Annotated in this window: 12 protein-coding genes; 9 read left to right on the top strand and 3 right to left on the bottom strand. The window is 69.5% G+C overall.

Translation table 11 applies throughout. The annotated features are described in order from the left end of the window. Window positions 1-117: 117 nt before the first annotated feature. Entirely contained in the window at window positions 118-2,505 is a 2,388-nt protein-coding gene (locus ACFQVC_RS28630; protein ID WP_381835922.1) for an RICIN domain-containing protein, read from the top strand. Between the two features lie 331 nt (window positions 2,506-2,836). Then, the gene (locus ACFQVC_RS28625) at window positions 2,837-6,397 is read left to right on the top strand and encodes a ThuA domain-containing protein (RefSeq protein WP_381835920.1); all 3,561 of its coding nucleotides are present in this window, start codon (window positions 2,837-2,839) and stop codon (window positions 6,395-6,397) included. 86 nt (window positions 6,398-6,483) lie between these two features. On the opposite strand, the gene ACFQVC_RS28620 is transcribed toward ACFQVC_RS28625, so the two are convergent. Next, window positions 6,484-8,130, bottom strand: a complete 1,647-nt coding sequence (locus ACFQVC_RS28620; RefSeq protein WP_381835918.1) for a glycoside hydrolase family 27 protein — start codon at window positions 8,128-8,130, stop codon at window positions 6,484-6,486. A gap of 432 nt (window positions 8,131-8,562) precedes the next feature. Here ACFQVC_RS28620 and ACFQVC_RS28615 point away from each other — a divergent pair, with 432 nt between their 5' ends. Together ACFQVC_RS28615 and ACFQVC_RS28610 are read left to right on the top strand one after the other, a co-directional pair. Then, entirely contained in the window at window positions 8,563-10,203 is a 1,641-nt protein-coding gene (locus ACFQVC_RS28615; protein ID WP_381835916.1) for a glycoside hydrolase family 43 protein, read from the top strand. A gap of 73 nt (window positions 10,204-10,276) precedes the next feature. Beyond that, window positions 10,277-10,546 (top strand): hypothetical protein, encoded by a 270-nt coding sequence (locus ACFQVC_RS28610; RefSeq protein ID WP_381835914.1) that lies wholly within the window; start codon window positions 10,277-10,279, stop codon window positions 10,544-10,546. Window positions 10,547-10,752: 206 nt separating this feature from the next. Here ACFQVC_RS28610 and ACFQVC_RS28605 read toward each other — a convergent pair whose 3' ends face one another. Next, window positions 10,753-11,049, bottom strand: coding sequence for a winged helix-turn-helix transcriptional regulator (locus tag ACFQVC_RS28605; RefSeq protein WP_381836083.1), 297 nt, complete (start codon window positions 11,047-11,049; stop codon window positions 10,753-10,755). 335 nt (window positions 11,050-11,384) lie between these two features. Here ACFQVC_RS28605 and ACFQVC_RS28600 point away from each other — a divergent pair, with 335 nt between their 5' ends. After that, window positions 11,385-11,711, top strand: a complete 327-nt coding sequence (locus tag ACFQVC_RS28600) for an EthD family reductase (RefSeq protein ID WP_381835912.1) — start codon at window positions 11,385-11,387, stop codon at window positions 11,709-11,711. 789 nt (window positions 11,712-12,500) lie between these two features. On the opposite strand, the gene ACFQVC_RS28595 is transcribed toward ACFQVC_RS28600, so the two are convergent. Then, window positions 12,501-13,499: a hypothetical protein gene (locus ACFQVC_RS28595; RefSeq protein WP_381835911.1), complete on the bottom strand. Its 999-nt coding sequence runs from the start codon at window positions 13,497-13,499 to the stop codon at window positions 12,501-12,503. A gap of 247 nt (window positions 13,500-13,746) precedes the next feature. Here ACFQVC_RS28595 and ACFQVC_RS28590 point away from each other — a divergent pair, with 247 nt between their 5' ends. The 4 genes from ACFQVC_RS28590 to ACFQVC_RS28575 are packed head-to-tail and all read left to right on the top strand — an operon-like array spanning window position 13,747 to window position 17,127. Continuing rightward, complete coding sequence (locus ACFQVC_RS28590; RefSeq protein WP_381835909.1) at window positions 13,747-14,694, top strand: aldo/keto reductase; 948 nt, start codon at window positions 13,747-13,749, stop codon at window positions 14,692-14,694. 19 nt (window positions 14,695-14,713) lie between these two features. Next, window positions 14,714-15,181: a nuclear transport factor 2 family protein gene (locus ACFQVC_RS28585; protein WP_381835907.1), complete on the top strand. Its 468-nt coding sequence runs from the start codon at window positions 14,714-14,716 to the stop codon at window positions 15,179-15,181. A gap of 18 nt (window positions 15,182-15,199) precedes the next feature. Further along, entirely contained in the window at window positions 15,200-15,610 is a 411-nt protein-coding gene (locus ACFQVC_RS28580) for a hypothetical protein (protein WP_381835905.1), read from the top strand. Then, window positions 15,607-17,127, top strand: a complete 1,521-nt coding sequence (locus tag ACFQVC_RS28575) for an FAD-dependent oxidoreductase (protein ID WP_381835903.1) — start codon at window positions 15,607-15,609, stop codon at window positions 17,125-17,127. Before ACFQVC_RS28580 ends, ACFQVC_RS28575 begins: the two co-directional genes overlap by 4 nt.

The raw sequence follows: 17,127 nt of genomic DNA, 5'->3' as shown, positions 1-17,127 counted from the left end.
TCGCCGCGCCGCTGTCCGAATCCGGCAGTGGAGAAGCTGCGAAAACGCATTCACCGGTTGACCTCATACGTCATACGACCTACGTTTCGGGTGACTTCTCGCCCCGGAGGAGACCACATGCCCGCACTCTTATCCGCCGCTCCGCGACGACTGGCGAGGCTGGCCGTCGCGGGGCTGACAGCGGCGGCCGCAATAGTGATCACGGTGCCTTCGTCCGCGGCCGCGGACGTGACGACTCTGCACGCCTCGCCGAACGGCTCGGGCACCACGTGCTCTTCGGCTCAGCCCTGCTCACTGAGCCAGGCGCAGTCCGCGGTCCGGGCCCTCGCACCGGCGATGACCGACGACATCGTCGTCCAGCTCGCCGGGGGGACGTACGCCCTGAACGCGCCGCTGACCTTCACGGCGGCCGACTCCGGCACCCATGGCCATTCCGTGCGGTGGCAGGCGGCGCCGGGCGCGCGGCCGATCATCTCCGGAGGGCAGAAAGTGAGCGGCTGGACGGTGGCCGACGCCGCCCAGAACATCTGGCAGGCCTCCGTCGGCACCGGCTTCGACACCCGGCAGCTGTACGTCAACGGCCGGATCGCCACACGGGCACAGAAGCAGGTCAACCGCGGCGACTTCGCCTTCACCACGACCGGACTCACCTTCACCAGCGGCGCGTTGGCCTATCTGAACAACCTCAGGAACCAGGACCGGATCGAACTGGAATCGGTCAACTCGTTCACCGACCGGTACGCGCCGGTCCGGTCGATCAGCAACAACACGATCACGATGGAGCAGCCGGCGTGGAACAACAACACCTGGGGTTACGACACCCTCTCCAAGCCCTTCCGTGCCGGCCCGATGTACCTGGTCAACGCGCGGGAGTTCCTCGACACGGCCGGTGAGTGGTACCTCGACTCAGCCGCCGGCGTCCTCTACTACAAGCCCTTGAGCGGTGAGGACATGGCGGCTGCCGACGTCCGGCTGCCCCGCCTCGAGTCGCTCCTGAGGGTCGGCGGCACCTACGCCGCGCCCGCCCACCATCTGTCGTTCACGGGCCTGCAGTTCTCCCACACGAGCTGGCTGCTGCCCAACAGCGACCAGGGCTATGCCGACCAGCAGACCGGCGCGTACATCCACGGGACATGGCAGAGACCGAACGACTGGCTCACCTCGTGCCAGTCGGGCTGCCAGGCCTTCGAGGCGGCCCGGCCGCACTGGCGCCAGATGCCCGCGGCGGTCCAGGTCTCGGCGGCCAACGCCGTCACCTTCGCCGAGAACCGGTTCACCGCCCTCGGCCAAGTCGGGCTCGGCATCGGCAACGACGCCAACGCACACGCCACCGGCGTCGGGCTCGGCGCCTCCGACATCGACGTCGTCCGCAACGTCTTCGAGCAGATCTCGGCCGGGGCCGCCATCGCCGGCGGCGTCCAGGCGGACGCCCACCACCCCGGCGACACCCGGATGATCAACAAGGACATCGTCTACAGCGACAACCTCGTGCGCGACGTCGCGGTCGAGTACCGCAGCCACGTCGGGCTGCTCATGACCTACACCGCCGATTCGGCGATGACGCACAACGAGGTCTACAACCTGCCCTACACCGGCATCTCGATCGGGTACGGGTGGGGCGCGAACGACGCGGGCGGCAGCCAGGACTACATCGATCGCGGCCTGTACAACTACCAGCCGAAGTACACCACGCCGACGATCGCGAAGAACTACCGGATCGAGGGAAACCACGTCCACGACGTGATGAGGCAGATGACCGACGGCGCGGCCTTCTACAGCCTCTCGGCGCTTCCCGGCACCACGGTGAACCAGAACTACTTCCGGAACACCAATGGCTGGCTCGGCCTGTACTTCGACGAAGGAGCGCGCTACCAGTCCGCGGCGAACAACGTCTTCGAGAACGTGGGCACCTGGGCCTACGGGCAGCTGTGGGCGAACAACAACACCGGCAACCTCACGCTGACCGACAACTGGACCACCAGCTCGGGCACCAACATCGCGACCGGCTCACGAGGAAACGTCAACAGCGGCACCGTCGTGGTCAGCGGCGGGAACTGGCCGAGCGGCGCCCGCGCCGTCATGGCCTCCGCCGGGATCCGGGACCAGGCGCAGCAGAACAGTGTCATGATCGTCGGCGGACAGTCGGGCCGCTGCCTCGACGTGCCGGGTTCCAGTGCCGTCAACGGTGCTCAGACCCAGCTGTGGGATTGCCACGGCGGCTCGAACCAGCGCTGGACGTACACGGCGGGCAAGCAGCTCACGGTCTTCGGCAACAAGTGCCTGGACGCCGGCGGACAGGGCACGACCAACGGCACGAAGGCGGTCATCTGGGACTGCAACGGCCAGGTGAACCAGCAGTGGAACATCAACGCGAACGGCACCATCACCGGGGTCCAGTCGGGGCTCTGCCTCGATGTGAGCGGCACCGGTACCGCCAACGGGACACTGATCCACCTCTGGAGCTGCCATGGCGGGTCGAACCAGCAGTGGAGCACCCGCAGTTGATCCAGCCCCGCGTACGTCGTCCTCAGCGGCCTCTTCGACGCACAGCGCGTTGAGCGGATGCCCTTCCCGATCGTCCCGTCCGCCTGTCCGGAGCCGGTTCTGTACCGGCACCCATTCCCTGTCTTGGGCCGGTGCGGAGATGCCGCCGGACCGGCGGGCGGACGGGACTCAGCACGCCGAAGGGGGCCGCACTGAAACAACTCCGACAGGAGCAAGGAGCTCCTACGCGGGCCCACCCACAGCCAGCTCAGCTCGGACCCGCCGAGCTGACCTCCCGGTCCGGGTGCCTCCGGACCGGATGGCACTCACCCCCGGAAAGGTACCCGCCCCCATGCGCAGATCATCAGTGATCCGTGCTCTGTCCACCGCAGCGGTGACGCTGCTGATGCTCATGTTCGTGCAGGTGCCGCCCGCGGTGGCGGCTGCTGCCGAGTTCAAGGTGCTGCTGTTCACCAAGACCGCCGCCGGTGCCTACCGGCACGACTCCATACCGGCCGGGACCACCATGGTCGAACAGCTCGCGGCGGCCCATGACTTCGAGGTCGTCAAGAGCGAGGACTCGGCGATCTTCAGTGCGTCCGGTCTCGCCTCCTTCGACGCGATCATCATGCTGCAGAACTCCGGGATGGTCTGGGACACCGATGCCCAGCGCCAGGCCCTGCAGAGCTACGTGCGCAGCGGCAAGGGCGTCGTCGCCATCCACAACACCACCGACATGAACGTCGAGTCCCAGTTCCCGTGGTGGGACCAGGTGCTGATGGGCGGTGCGCACATGACGGCGCACTCATCGATCCTCCAGGGCACGGCCAAGGTCGCCGACAAGGCGCACCCGTCCACCAGGGATCTGCCGGACCGCTGGGTGCGGACGGAGGAGTGGTACAACTTCGACAAGAACTTCCGCGGGGACGCGCACGTCCTGGTCACCGCCGACGAGACCACCTACGACGCGGGCCCGTCCAAAATGGGGCACGACCACCCGATCTCCTGGTGCCGCAACACCGAAGGCGGCAGGGTCTGGGCGACCGCGATGGGGCACCAGGCCGCCTCGTACTCCGAGGACAACTTCAAGAAGCATGTGCTCGGCGGCATCAAGTGGGCGGCGGGCAACGCGCCCGGCGACTGCGGCGGAACCGTCGCCGGCCGCTTCCAGAAGGTCGCCCTGGACAGCCAACCCGCGCAGCCGATGGCCTTGGACGTCGCCGGCGACGGAACGGTCTTCTACGTGGAGCGGCTCGGCAAGGTCAAGATGATCAAGACCGTGAACGGGGTCAGCACCACGACCACACTGGCCACGCTGAACGTCTACACCGGCGGTGAGGACGGCGTGATCGGCGTGGCAGCCGACCCGGACTTCGCCTCCAACAAGCGGATATTCATCAACTACTCGCCCGCCGGGAGCGCCGAGACCGTCCGTGTCTCGCGGTTCACACTGAACGCGGCCGGCACCGCGCTGGACATGGCCGGCGAGAAGAAGATCATCGAGATCCCGGCCTGGCGCAACCCCGAGCCCGGACACAGCGGCGGGAACCTCGAGTTCGGACCCGGCGGCAACCTCTATATAGGGGTGGGCGACGACATCAAGCCCGGCGAGTCCGACGGGTACACGCCGATCGACGAGCGGGCGGGGCGCGAGCGGTTCGACGCCCAGGGAACCGCTGCCAACACCAACGACCTGCGCGGCAAGATCCTGCGAATCCACCCGGAGGACGCCGGCGGCTACACGATCCCCAGCGGGAACATGTTCGCGCCGGGCACCGCGAAGACCAAGCCCGAGATCTACGTGATGGGCTGGCGCAACCCGTTCCGCTTCAACGTCGATCCCGTCAACGGCTGGATCTCCGCCGCCGACTACGGCCCCGACGCCGGCTCCGCCAACCCCAACCGGGGACCGGAGGGCATCGTGGAGTGGAACCTGATCAAGGGGCCGGGCAACTACGGCTGGCCCTACTGCATCGGCGCCAACACCCCGTTCAACGACTACAACTTCGCCACCGGCGCTTCGGGCGGGAAGTTCAACTGCGCAGCCCCCACCAACACCTCACCCAACAACACCGGCCTGACGACCCTGCCCGCCCCCAAGGCCGCCACCGTCTGGTACGACTACCACGCCGGGTCGCCCTACCCCGAGATGGGCACGAGCGGCGGTGCCGCGCCGATGGGCGGACCGTTCTACCACTACGACGCGGTGAGCACCTCGGATCGCAAGTTTCCCGAGTACTACGACAAGACGCCGTTCTTCTTCGAGTGGAGCCGCAACTACATCCGCGAGATGCGTCTTGACGGCAGCGGCGGCCTTCTGAAGATCAATAACTTCGTGCCCAGCCTCAGCCTGCGGTCCCCGATGGACATGGACTTCGGCCCCGACGGGGCGATGTACTACCTCGACTGGGGCATCGGCTGGTTCGAGGACCACTCCGACGACGGCGTCTACCGGGTCGACTACATCGGTGGCGGCAACCGGGCCCCGCTGGCCAAGGTCTCGGCCACTCCGGACAGCGGAGCCGGCCCGCTGCAGGTCGCGTTCTCCTCGGCCGGATCCTCCGACCCCGACGGGGACCCGCTCACCTACGCGTGGGATTTCGACGGGAACGGAACCACGGATTCCACGGCAGTCAACCCGACGTACACCTACACCACCAACGGCACATACACCGCGCGGCTGACCGTCAGCGACCCGGGCAGGAAGACCGGCTCCGCGACCATCGATGTGACGGTGGGCAACACCCGCCCGGTCGTGGTGTTGGAGGAGCCGCCCAACGGCGGATTCCTCGGCGACGGCCACACCGTGAGCTACCGGGTGAAGGTCACCGACGCAGAAGACGGCACCGCCATCGACTGCGCCAAGGTCTCTGTGCTCTATGCCATCGGCCACGACGAGCACAGCCATGACGTCGAAACGAAGCCAGGCTGCACAGGCTCGTTCTCCACGAGCAGCGCAGGCCACGACCCGACGTCGAACTTCTTCCACGTTCTGACGGCGAAGTACACCGACACCGGCGGCCTCGCCGGAACGGCCGGCGTCGCGCTCCATCCGATGCGCAAGCAGGCCGAACACTTCACGAGCTCGTCAGGCATCCGGGTGGTCGACCAGGCCGGCGCGGAGAACGGCAAGCGTATCGGCGACATCTCCAACAACGACTGGATCGCCTTCCAGCCGGTCAACCTCAAGAACATCACCTCGGTGGCGTTCCGGGTCTCCAGCCCCAACAACAACGCCGGCTCGATCGAACTGCGGGCCGGCTCGCCCACGGGAACGCTGGTCGCCAGCCGGACGATTCCCAGTACGGGCGGATGGGACACCTACGCGACCCTTCCCGCGGTGCCGGTGACCGTCCCGAACGGGACGACCCGTCTGTACGCGGTGTTCAAATCCTCCACCTCCTCATCGCCGTTCGACCTGGACGCCATCGCCTTCAACGGCACGGGCGTCGGCAGTCCAGGGGACGGCGCTCCGAAGAACGGAGGCGTCTACACGCTGACCGCACAGCACAGCAACAAGCTCGCCGACGTCTCCGGAAACTCCTCAGCCGATGGCGCACGGGTGATCCAGTGGACCGCGACCAACAGCGCCAACCAGAAGTGGAAACTGACCGACGCCGGCAGCGGCACCTTCACCCTCACCGCCCAGCACAGCAACAAGTGCATGGGCGTCACCGGAAGTTCCACCGCTGACAACGCGCCGATCCAGCAAGAGACCTGCGTCACCGGCGCGGGCAACCAGAAGTGGAAACTCGAGTCCACCGTCACCGCGGGCGTCTACCGCATCGTGTCGGTGCCGAGCAACAAGTGCTTGGACGTTCCCGGCGCCTCGACCGCCGACGACGTCCAGCTGATCCAGTACATCTGCCACACCAGCACCAACCAGCAATGGAAGCTCACCCTCCAACCCTGATCGCACACCGGGCGCCCACCACGAGCGGGCGCCCGGTGCCAGCGCGAACGGCCGCATCCGCAGCCCGGTGAACGGCTGCGGTCCTTTCAGGCGCGGGTCCACTTCTGGTTGGCCTGGCCGTTGCACGTCCACAGGATCAGCGGGGTCCCGTTGGCGGTACCGGCGCCGTTGGCGTCGAGGCACAGGCCGGCGTGGACGTTGCGGATCGAACCGTCGGAGGCGACGGTCCACTTCTGGTTGTTCTGGCCGTTGCAGGGCCAGGTGATGACCCGGGTGCCGTTGGTGGTGCCCTGGTTGTAGGCGTCCAGGCACTTGTCGCCGAAGACGCGGATCTCGCCGCCCGCCCATGTGGTCCACAGCTGGTTGGCGGCCGTGTGGCAGTCCCAGAGCAGGGTCGCGGCCCCGGCGGCGGTGGACGCGTTGTCGACGTCGACGCAGCGGCCGGATGCGTTGCCCCGCAGGCGCGAGGTGGTGGCCGCTTGCGGGCTGCCACCGGTCACCCGGAACACGGCCACGCCGTGCGCGGGAACGCTCGCCGAGATCTGCCCGGTTGTGCTCGACGTACCACCGGTCCACAGGTCGGTGAGGGTGAACGGGCCGCCGGACAGGCCGACTTGCGCGGCCGTGGTGGTGACCGTCGCGGTGCCGCCCGACCGGTTGAACAGGCCCACCGCGACCGAGCCGTCGGACAGGGGCTTGGCGAACACCTCGGTGCTGCCGTCGTCGCGCACCCTGCGCCCGCCCGCGCCCAGCGGATCCTGGTTCACCGCCAGCAGACGCGGGTTGCGCAGGATGGCGCTGACGTCGGCGGACATGGTGCGGATGTCGTTGCCGGCCATGAGCGGGGCAGCGAGCAGCGACCACAGGGCGAAGTGGGAGCGGGACTCGGTCAGTGACAGGCCGGGACGGCCTACGACCAGCATGTCGGGGTCGTTCCAGTGTCCGGGACCCGACTGCGCGGCCAGCGGCGCGGTGACGTCCAGGACGTTGCCGACGCCCATCGGGTAGCTGTTGGTGTTGCCGTTCTGCCAGATGTCGAGCAGGTCCTCGGTGGTCCGCCACAGGTCGGCGACCTCGCCCCAGTTGTACGTGGCGCCGGTGGGAGCGTGCAGGCTGTTGGGGTTGATGCTGTAGACGATCGGCCGCCCGGTGGCGCGCAGGGCGTCGCGCATCAGCGTGAACCGTGCGACCTGCTCGTCACGGGTGCCGCTGGAGGAGCACCAGTCGTACTTGAGGTAGTCGACGCCCCACGAGGCGAAGGCGGCGGCGTCCTGGGCTTCATGTCCCTTGCTGCCCGTGGAGCCCGGGTAGGTCCCCACGGACTGTGCGCAGGTGCGCTCTCCCGGCGCCTGGTAGATGCCGAACTTCAGCCCCTTGCTGTGGATGTAGTCCCCGAGTGCCTTCATCCCGCTGGGGAACTTGGTCGGATTGGCCCGCAGGTTGCCGGCCGCGTCGCGCTGCGGGTCGAACCAGCAGTCGTCGACCACGACGTATCGGTAGCCGGCCTCACGCATGCCCGAGGACACCATGGTGTCGGCGGCCTGGCGGACCTGGGCCTCGGTGATGCCGCAGCCGAAGCTGTTCCAGCTGTTCCATCCCAGCGGTGGGGTGAGCGCCGGGCTGCCCGGCGCGGCTGAGGCGGGGGAGTGGGTGGAGGCCGTGACCGTCGCGGTGAGCGTCAGTGCGGCGGCCGCGAGGAGGCGGAGTAATCGTCCGCCTGATCGTCTGGGCACCGGGTGCTCCTTTTCGGGAAGGGCTCCGTGAGTGGGTGGGGCATGGCCTTCGGTGTCGTATCCATGACGTTGCAAGGAAGAAAGAAAGAGAAGGTTCGATATCTCGAACTTCATTCGGAAAGCCGGATGTCACCGGATACTAGAGAGGCGGCCGAACATGTCAACACCGCCCCCTGGCGGCCAGGAGCCCCCGGATGGCCGCGGATGACCGCGCAGGACCGGCAAGGCGGCGCCGATCTGCGGCATTCGGACGCGGGCTCTGCGGCCCCCCGCCCGCATCCCGTTCCGAATTCCCCTTAGCGGCCGGGAAGTTGTGCGCGAAGTGTTGACGGTGCGCGCCTGACTTCTATCATCCAGAAAGTTCGACAAGCCGACCTACGTTCGGCATGCCGAACGCGATGGAGAACTGGCCACACAAGGAGAAGGCCACACATGGATCCGTCATGCGCTCGGCACCACCTGTCCCGTCGCAGCACGCTGACAGCCGCCGCCGGGCTGGCCACCGGCGCCCTGCTTGATCTGGCCGGCGCTCCCCGCGCCGCCGCGGCCCCCGCCCAAGGGCCCGTCCTCGCGGCGGACTTCACGAACCCGGTGATCTGGCAGGACTTCGCGGACATCGACATCATCCGCGTCGGCGACACCTTCTACGCCTCGGCCTCGACGATGCACTACTCGCCGGGCGCGCCCGTCCTGCGCTCCTACAACCTGGTGAACTGGGAGATCGCCGGTCACTCGGTGCCCGCCCTCGACTTCGGCGCCAAGTACGACCTGAACGGCGCCCGCGGCTACGTCCGAGGGATCTGGGCATCGTCACTGGCCTACCGGCCCAGCAACGGGACCTTCTACTGGCTCGGCCAGATCGACTTCGCCCGGACGTACATCTACACCGCCACCGCCGTCGAGGGACCATGGAACAGGCTGACAACCATCGGCACCCCCTACTACGACGCGGGCCTGCTCGTCGACAGCGACGACACCCTGTACGTGGCGTACGGAAACACCACCATCAGCGTGGCCCAGCTCTCGCCCGACGGCCGCAACCAGGTCCGCACACAGCAGGTGTTCACCACACCGCCCAGTGTCGGCACCCTGGAAGGCGCCCGCTTCTACAAAATCAACGGGCGGTACTACATCTTCCTGACCCGCCCCGCGAACGGCCAGTACATCCTCAAATCCTCCGGCGGCCCCTTCGGCCCGTACACGATGCGGCAGGTCCTCCTCGACCTGCGCGGACCGGTCCCCGGCGGCGGCGTGCCGCACCAGGGCGGCCTGGTGCAGACACGAAGCGGCGCCTGGTACTACATGGCCTTCGTCGACGCCTACCCCGGCGGCCGGATGCCCGTACTGGCACCGGTCACCTGGACGTCGGACGGCTGGCCCGTGGTGCAACTGGTGAACGGCGCCTGGGGCACCTCGTATCCAAGGCCTGTCGTGCCCCCGCCGCCCCGCCAGGTCACCCCCATGACCGGCGTCGACACCTTCGACGGCACGGCCCTCAAGCCGAGATGGGAGTGGAACCACAACCCGGACAACACCAAGTGGTCGGTCGGCAACGGCCTGACCCTGCACACCGCGACCGTCACCAACGACCTCTACTGGGCCCGCAACACCCTCACGCACCGCATCCAGGGCCCGACGTCCACCGCCACCATCCAGCTCGACCACTCCGCGATGCGGGACGGCGACCGGGCCGGACTCGCGCTGCTGCGTGACTCCTCCGCCTGGATCGGCGTCAAGCGCGACGGCGGTACGACGCGGCTGGTGATGGTCAACGGGCTTGCCATGGACGGCAATTGGAACACCACCCACACCGGCACCGAGGTCGCGAGCGCAACCGTCCCGGGCGGCCGCATCTGGCTGCGCGCGAGCGCGGACATCCGGCCCGGTTCGGCACGGCCCGGCACTTTCTCCTACAGCACCGACGGCACCACCTTCACCCGACTCGGCCCCGCCTTCTCCATGGGCAACGACTGGCGGTTCTTCATGGGTTACCGCTTCGCCCTCTTCAACCACGCCACGCAGGCGCTCGGCGGCGCGGTCCGCGTCCTGCGCTTCGACCTGTCCACGCCCTGAGCCGGCCCGCCGATCGCCCCCCGCCCCCCTTCCCGCACCGTCAGCCCCGCCGGACCGAGCCGAGGTGGGTCCGGTGCAGGTCCGGGGCGGCACATCGCTGTGCGACGGTGCGCAGGGCGCGGGCCATCGCCTGGGCGGGCGGGGCGGCGGGGCGTGCCGCGACACCTCTGTCAAGCTCCGCAGCGGGCTGCGCACCGGGGACTACGGGCTGCTCGACCTGAGCGCCGGCGTTCCCGTCGAGGCGGCGCGGACCGAGCCCGACCGGATCGAATGCGCCGGCCAGGCCGGCCACAACTACCGTGCGACGGCCCTCGGTTCACCAGCAGTCGGCCATGGCGGGTGATCCTTCGTCCATCCGGGTCTGCGGCGGACCCGGTGAACGTCAGGCCACGCTCAACAGCCCCTTCGACCGCCATCGTCCGGGCCACAGCTCCCCGGGCGGGGCGTCGCGCCCGAGACAGTGACCGAGGGGATTTCACAGGTCTCGTGAGCCCATGTCCCGAGTCGGCGTCCCTCAGATCACCGCTCCACCTGGTGGGGCGGTGATCTTCACGTCTCCGTGGGCTCCTGATCGTTGTGCTCTTGCTCCTGCGCCCAGGTGATCGCCCATTCGTCGAGCGGACGGAGGGCATCACGGAGTGCTGTCCCCAGCCGGGTCAGCTCGTATCCATCGGCCGAGGAGGCGATGATCCCGCTCGATACGAGTTCGCGGAGCCGCTGGTAGAGGACGCTGGATGACAGCCCTTCGCACCGTGCCAGCAGCGCGCGGGCACCGAGCGGACCCGCACGCAGTTCCCAGAGAATGCGCAGCGCCCACCGACGGCCGAACAGGTCCATCGCGGCCATGATGGGACGGCCGGTCGTCGATCCACGAACCGGCGTTCCTGGGCGCGGTGTCGACATGACGCTCCTTGCGTTTTGTTATTCGAAACACTAGCATCCACCCGGCGTTTCTGATTTCGAAACCAACTCGACGGGAGAGCCGATGTCGCGGATAGCCCTGCTGCAACCACCACGCACCAACCAGGCCGGCGCACTGCTCGCGCGCATGACGCCCGGGGACGCCCCGCCGACCGGACCGTTCGGCATGTCCGCCAGAACCCTCCCGATGGCCGGCGCCATGCACGGGTGGGGTTGCTACGAGTTGGGCGGACGGCTGGCGCCTCTGGACGGAGGCCGTCATGCATAGGCTTGTCGTCCTGTATCCCGAGCCTGCGGACCCTGACCACTTCCGCGACTACTACGTGACCAACCACCTTGAGCTGGTCAAGAATTGGCCCGGCCCGCTCGCCTGGCGCTACAGCTTCGACGTGGGGGCGATCGAGGGAGCGGCGACCGAGGTAGCGGCGCCGTATTTCGCGGTCTTCGAAGCCGACTTCGCTGACGCCGCCACCATGGCCGCGGCGCAGGAGTCGCCGCACGGCCGGCGGCTGGCCGCCGATGTCGCCAACTATGCCACCGGCGGTGCGGTCGTCATCCACTATCCGGTGCAGGACGGCACCGGCTGAGGCAGGCCGGTACGCTCCCGGACGCGTTCGGCCGACCGCTCAAGGCCAAGTCCGGCTGGCGACGGACGCCGTTGGCGGTTGCCGGTTCGTCGAGTGTCGAGGGTGGGCCGATGTCCTGGCCCGGGTGTGACGTGGTTGATCCACCACGCGCACATCGTCCTGACCGAGGGCTCCTCACTGCGACTGACGCAGGCCACCAACGGGGAAGGCGTTGTTCCGCTGGGTCCCGCCGACTGACCCGGACCACTGACCGGTCCCCGCGGGAGGAACGTTCCTCCCGGCGCCAGGCCGCTGGGCATCGGATGAACGCATCTGGACACACCACATGCAGTCATTCGTCTCGTGAACGGGTGCGTCCAACCAGTACGCACCCACCAGGGCCGCGCTGGGAACGGGAATCAGACCGTGCTCGTCAGGGAAGCTCTCCACGCCGACGCGACGACCCGCGACGGCCATCAGTAACGGCGTCAACTCAACACGCACCCCCACTCGAGGGGCTAAAACTCATACCGGAAAGGGGGATGAGCTGTCCGCCCACAAGGAGATCAACTGACCGCTCACCCGGGCGGCCCGTTGTCCGTGGACACCGTGGCCACGGACGCACTGCACCTGGCCAATCACCTCGCCGACGCCTGATTCCGCTCCTCGAGCCGAACGACAACAGGGCTGCCCCACAACGGGGCAGCCCTGTCGGCACGTGCGCTGAGTATGTAGACGAGTCCACCAGCGACATACTCGCCGCCCCGTCCCGCCTTCAGACGGTGCGCGTGCGCCGCCGGACTCGGCCGCCTACTGGGTGCTTGCGTTCCTGGCGGGGACGCGGACGACGGCGACGCTGAGGTTGTCGGTCTGGTCGGCATCGACGTCGCCCGGGTCCGCCGGAGCGATGAGCGCCGTCCCCGAGGTCAGCCCGCGGGGCACGCCGGGCTGGGTGGTGAGCGGGACGGTGAGGTCGTCCTCCCACTCGATGCCGTGCACACGCCGGTCGCAGACGACGATCTGCGGGACGCCGGGTGTCCGGTCGTCCAGCGCGAACGCGCAGCCGCGCGGCAGCCCTTCCTCGGTGTCGACCTTGATGAGCAGCGGTGTGGTCAGCACGATCTTCGCGTCGTCCCGGGTGCGGTGGGGGCCGACATTGCCGTAGCGCAGGGTGAGTTCGGCCTTGCCGTCGCGGTCCACGACGCCGTCGGACTGGGCGAGCCACAGACCCACCGTGTTGCCGGGCGGGGTCGCGGGGGTCGGGCGTGTGACGGACAGGTGGGCCATGGTCCAGTTGTTGTTGGTGTCGGCTTCGACGTCCTTCGAGCCGGGGGCGGGAAGGACGCTGGCCCGGCCCCGGACCTGGCCGGTCAGACGGGCCCGGGTGGTGACGGTCACGGGGATGTCGACGGCGCGGTCCTTGCCCTTGGCGATGCCCGCCGGGAGCAGGCAGGTGACCACCTCGGGGATGATCGGGTCCGCGTTGGAGTACGCGATCCGGCAGCCGTGGGGCAGGGCCTTCTTCCGGTCGATGTTCGTGTAGGCGGGGGTCGCGTACGAGACCAGCGTGGGGCCGGTGGTGGCCCGGTCGGCGGCGTTGGCGACGCTGAGCCGCTGGACCCCGCGGCTGCCCGGGGCCAGATGGGCCGGCTGCGCGGTGATCGACAGATCCACGGCGGGCCCGGCGGCCCGGGACGCCGGTGAGGCGGCCGCGGTGCCGGCGGTGAGGCAGGCCACCGCCAGGCCGGCGGTGAGCGCCCGCCGGCCGATGGCCGGGCGCAGGAGTGGACGGCGGGGGGTGTGGGGCATGGTGAGGCCTCCGTGTTCGATCAGACGTCGATGCGGACAGTGACAGGTTGATCGCATTCCGGGGTCGTTACGCGTATTCGGGACGACCGCCCCCCAGATGGACCAGTGCGCGTGGCGGCAGGCCTCCAGCCTTGGCAGCGTGACGAGTTAAGCCCGACCCCGCACGTCCGAGGACCGCCCGGACCCGCACCGCACGGTCGCGCCCCACCCTTCGCGCGGCCCGGCCATTTCGGAGGCGACATCGCAGGTGACCACCGAATTCCGCGCAGCCCCCCAGCAGTTGACCGTCGGCGGCGACCTGACCGTGCACCGGATCGGATACGGGGCCATGCACCTGACCGGGCCCGGCGTCTGGGGGCCGCCCGCCGACCCCGACCGGGCCGTGAAGTTACTGCGCCGGGCCGTCGAGTTGGGCGTCGACTTCATCGACACGGCCGACTCGTACGGCCCCGGTCACAACGAGCGCGTCATCCGCGCCGCACTTCATCCCTATCCGGACGGACTGGCCATCTCCACCAAAGGCGGCCTGCTGCGGACCGGCCCCACCGACTGGGACCACAAGGGCGAGCCCTACATCACCCCGCTCGGCCGGCCCGAATACCTGCGCCAGCAAGTGGAGTTGAGCCTCCACAACCTCGGCGTGGAGCGGATCGACCTCTACCAGCTCCACCGTATCGACCCGGCCGTCCCCCTAGCCGACCAGCTCGGCGAACTCGTCCGGCTCCAGCAGCAGGGAAAGATCCGGCACATCGGCCTGTCCGGCCAGCCCGGAGTCACGCTCGACGAACTGGCCCGGGCCGGGCGGCACGCCGACATCGTCGCCGTGGAGAACCTCTACAACCTGGCCGACCGCACCGACGAGCCCGTCCTGCGCCACGCCGAGGAGCAGGGCCTCGCCCACATCCCGTGGTTCCCCCTCGGCCATGGCGGCCTGGTCGACCCCGGCGGGCCGCTCGCCCGCATCGCCCCTCAATTCGGGGCAGAACCCGCACAGTTGGCCCTGGCCTGGCTGCTGCACCACAGCCCGGCGACCCTCCTCATCCCCGGCACCACCCGCATTGATCACCTGGAGTCCAACATGTGCGCCCGCCGACTCCGGCTGAGCGCGGGGGACCTGCGGGCGATCGCCGACGCCGTGGACGCGGCCCGTCTGCCGCTCTTGCGCCCGTGCCCCGTCCCCCCGCCCAACTCCTGAACGCCGAAGGCGACCCGGTATGCCCCACGACCGCGCCCATCCCCACGCCCGGGTCCTCGCCGCCGTCTACGAGGACCTCACGAGCCTCGTCCGGTACGCGGACCAGGGCATCGTCCTGCATCCCGCCACCCGCGCCGTCGGGCCCCGCGACCCCGACGTCATCGGGGTGGCCGCCGTGCTCGCCTGGGAGCGGGGGCTGATCCGTGCCAGTGGCGGCACCCTGCGCATGGACGTGGCGGACATCGTCGCCGACGACCACTTCGGCGCCGTCCTCGGCACCCTCCGCGCCCGCTTCCCCGGCGGGCTGTGCGCCCAGCCGTTCTGCGGGCTGTGGCGTTTCGAGGACGGCCGGATCACCGAGCACTGGGAGAACATCCACGACCCGGCGCGCCTGGCTGCTCTCACCACGCCCCACACGGCGGGTGACGGCCCTCGGCGCACCCCCTCGACGGAAAGGACGTACCCCGATGACCTGCACCACCCCTGACGGGAAGGACGTCGTCCGATGACAGACATCATCCGTGAACGTCTCGGTGTCTGCGTCACTCTGGCGGGGATCGCCGCGGCCGCTCCTTCCGTGTGGCACACCGCCACCCACATCACCGACGCCACATACCGCTCTCCTCGGCTGCGGTACGGCGAGCGGCACGTGCAGTACCACATGGCCCGCGAGGTGCTGGTCACCACGGGTGCCCTGACCGCGGTCGGTATCGGCGCGCTCGCCGGGCCGGGGCGCAGCAGTGGCCTGTGGTCGGCCATGGCCGCCGCGGCGGGCGGGTACTGCGCCGCGATGTGGTCCGGCGGGCCTGCCACCGGGGTGTGGGCCCCGAACCGGAAGGCCTTCCTCGTCCACGCCACCGCCACGGCGGGCCTGCTCGGCGGCGTGGCCCTGCTCCGGCCGGCCGGGAGCCGGTGAGCCGGGGCTCGGCGGGCACCGCCGCCGACGTCCTGGTTGTCGGTGCCGGCCCGGTCGGACTGTTCACCGCCGCCCTGCTGGACGCGGCAGGCGTCAGGGTGACCGTCCTGGAACAGCGCACTGGCCCTAGCGAGCATTCCAAGGGCGCCACCGTGCACCCGCGGACCTTGGAGGTCCTCAGCGCGCTGCGCGCCGCCGACGGGCGCGGCCTGGGAGACGTACTGGCGGACCAGGGCCGCCGGGCCACCGGTACCCATTTCGCGTTGCTGCCCACGCTGCTGGACTACTCCGGCCTGCCCACCCGCTACCCGTACGTCCTGATGGTTCCGCAGTCCCGCACCGAACTGCTGCTCCTGGAGCACCTGTTGAGCCGCGCCGTGCCGGTCCACTACGGGCAGCGCGTCGAGCAGGTGGCGCAGGACCGCGACGGAGTACGGGCCCACGTCGGACGGGCTGTGTACCGGGCGCGCTATCTGGTCGGCGCCGACGGGGCGCACAGCCTGGTGCGCGGTCAGGCGGGCATCGTCTTCCCCGGCACCGGCCCGTCCCTCGTCACCTTCGTGGCCGACGCCCGTCTCGCGCACCCGCCGGGGCAGGCCGTACACCGCTGGGACGCCCGGTCGGGGACCCTCAGCGTGCTGCCGCTGCCGGGCGGCCTGCACCGCCTGTACGGCGCGGAACCGCGCGACACCGGCCTCAGCGCCGCGCAGGCGGGATCGAGGCGTGACGCCGAACTGACCGAGGAGCGGCTGCGATCCGCCCTGCGCCGCATCTCCGGCACCGACTACGGCCTGCGCGAGACCGTGTGGATGTCCAAGGTCACCGATGCCACGCACACCGCCGCCCAGCTGCGAGCGGGACGGGTCTTCCTGGCCGGCGACGCGGCCCACACGCACTTCCCGGCGGGTGGCCAGGGCCTGAACGTCGGATTGCAGGACGCCGCCAACCTCGCCTGGAAGCTCGCCGCCGAATGCACCGGCAGCGCCGCCCCCCACATCCGTTGCGGCCCGTCCGGCTACCACGCCGAGCGGCATCCGGTCGCCGCAGCCCTGGCCCACAACACGCTCGCCCAGACCGCGCTCATGTACACGTTCACCCCCGCAGGCGCCGCCCTGCGCCACCTCATCAGCGATCTGCTCGTCCACGAAGAGGGCGCCGCACGACATCTGGCGGGCTGGATGTCCGGCCTCGACGTCTCCTACCCCGCCCCGCTCGGCGCCCACCCCCTGGCCGGGCGCCGCCTGCCCGCACCGGAACTCCTCGACCGGCTCCGCCCCGGCCGCTTCCTCCTGGCCCTGCGCGCGGGCTCTGGCGGTGAACTCGCCTGCCCCACCGGCCTGTTCACGCCGGAGCCCACCTCACGCGACTTCGGGGCCGCCGCAGCTCTGGTCAGACCCGACGGGCACATCGCCCACGCCTGGGACCACGTTCCCGACCGCAGCACCGTCCTCGCGGCCCATGCGCACTGGACCGGGACCTCTTCAGTACGGTGGCCTACTCGGGGCGCGGCTCGGTGA

It is taken from the genome of Streptomyces monticola, assembly GCF_042665355.1.
Lineage (GTDB): Bacteria > Actinomycetota > Actinomycetes > Streptomycetales > Streptomycetaceae > Streptomyces > Streptomyces monticola.
This window is presented reverse-complemented; position numbering and strand designations above follow the sequence as displayed.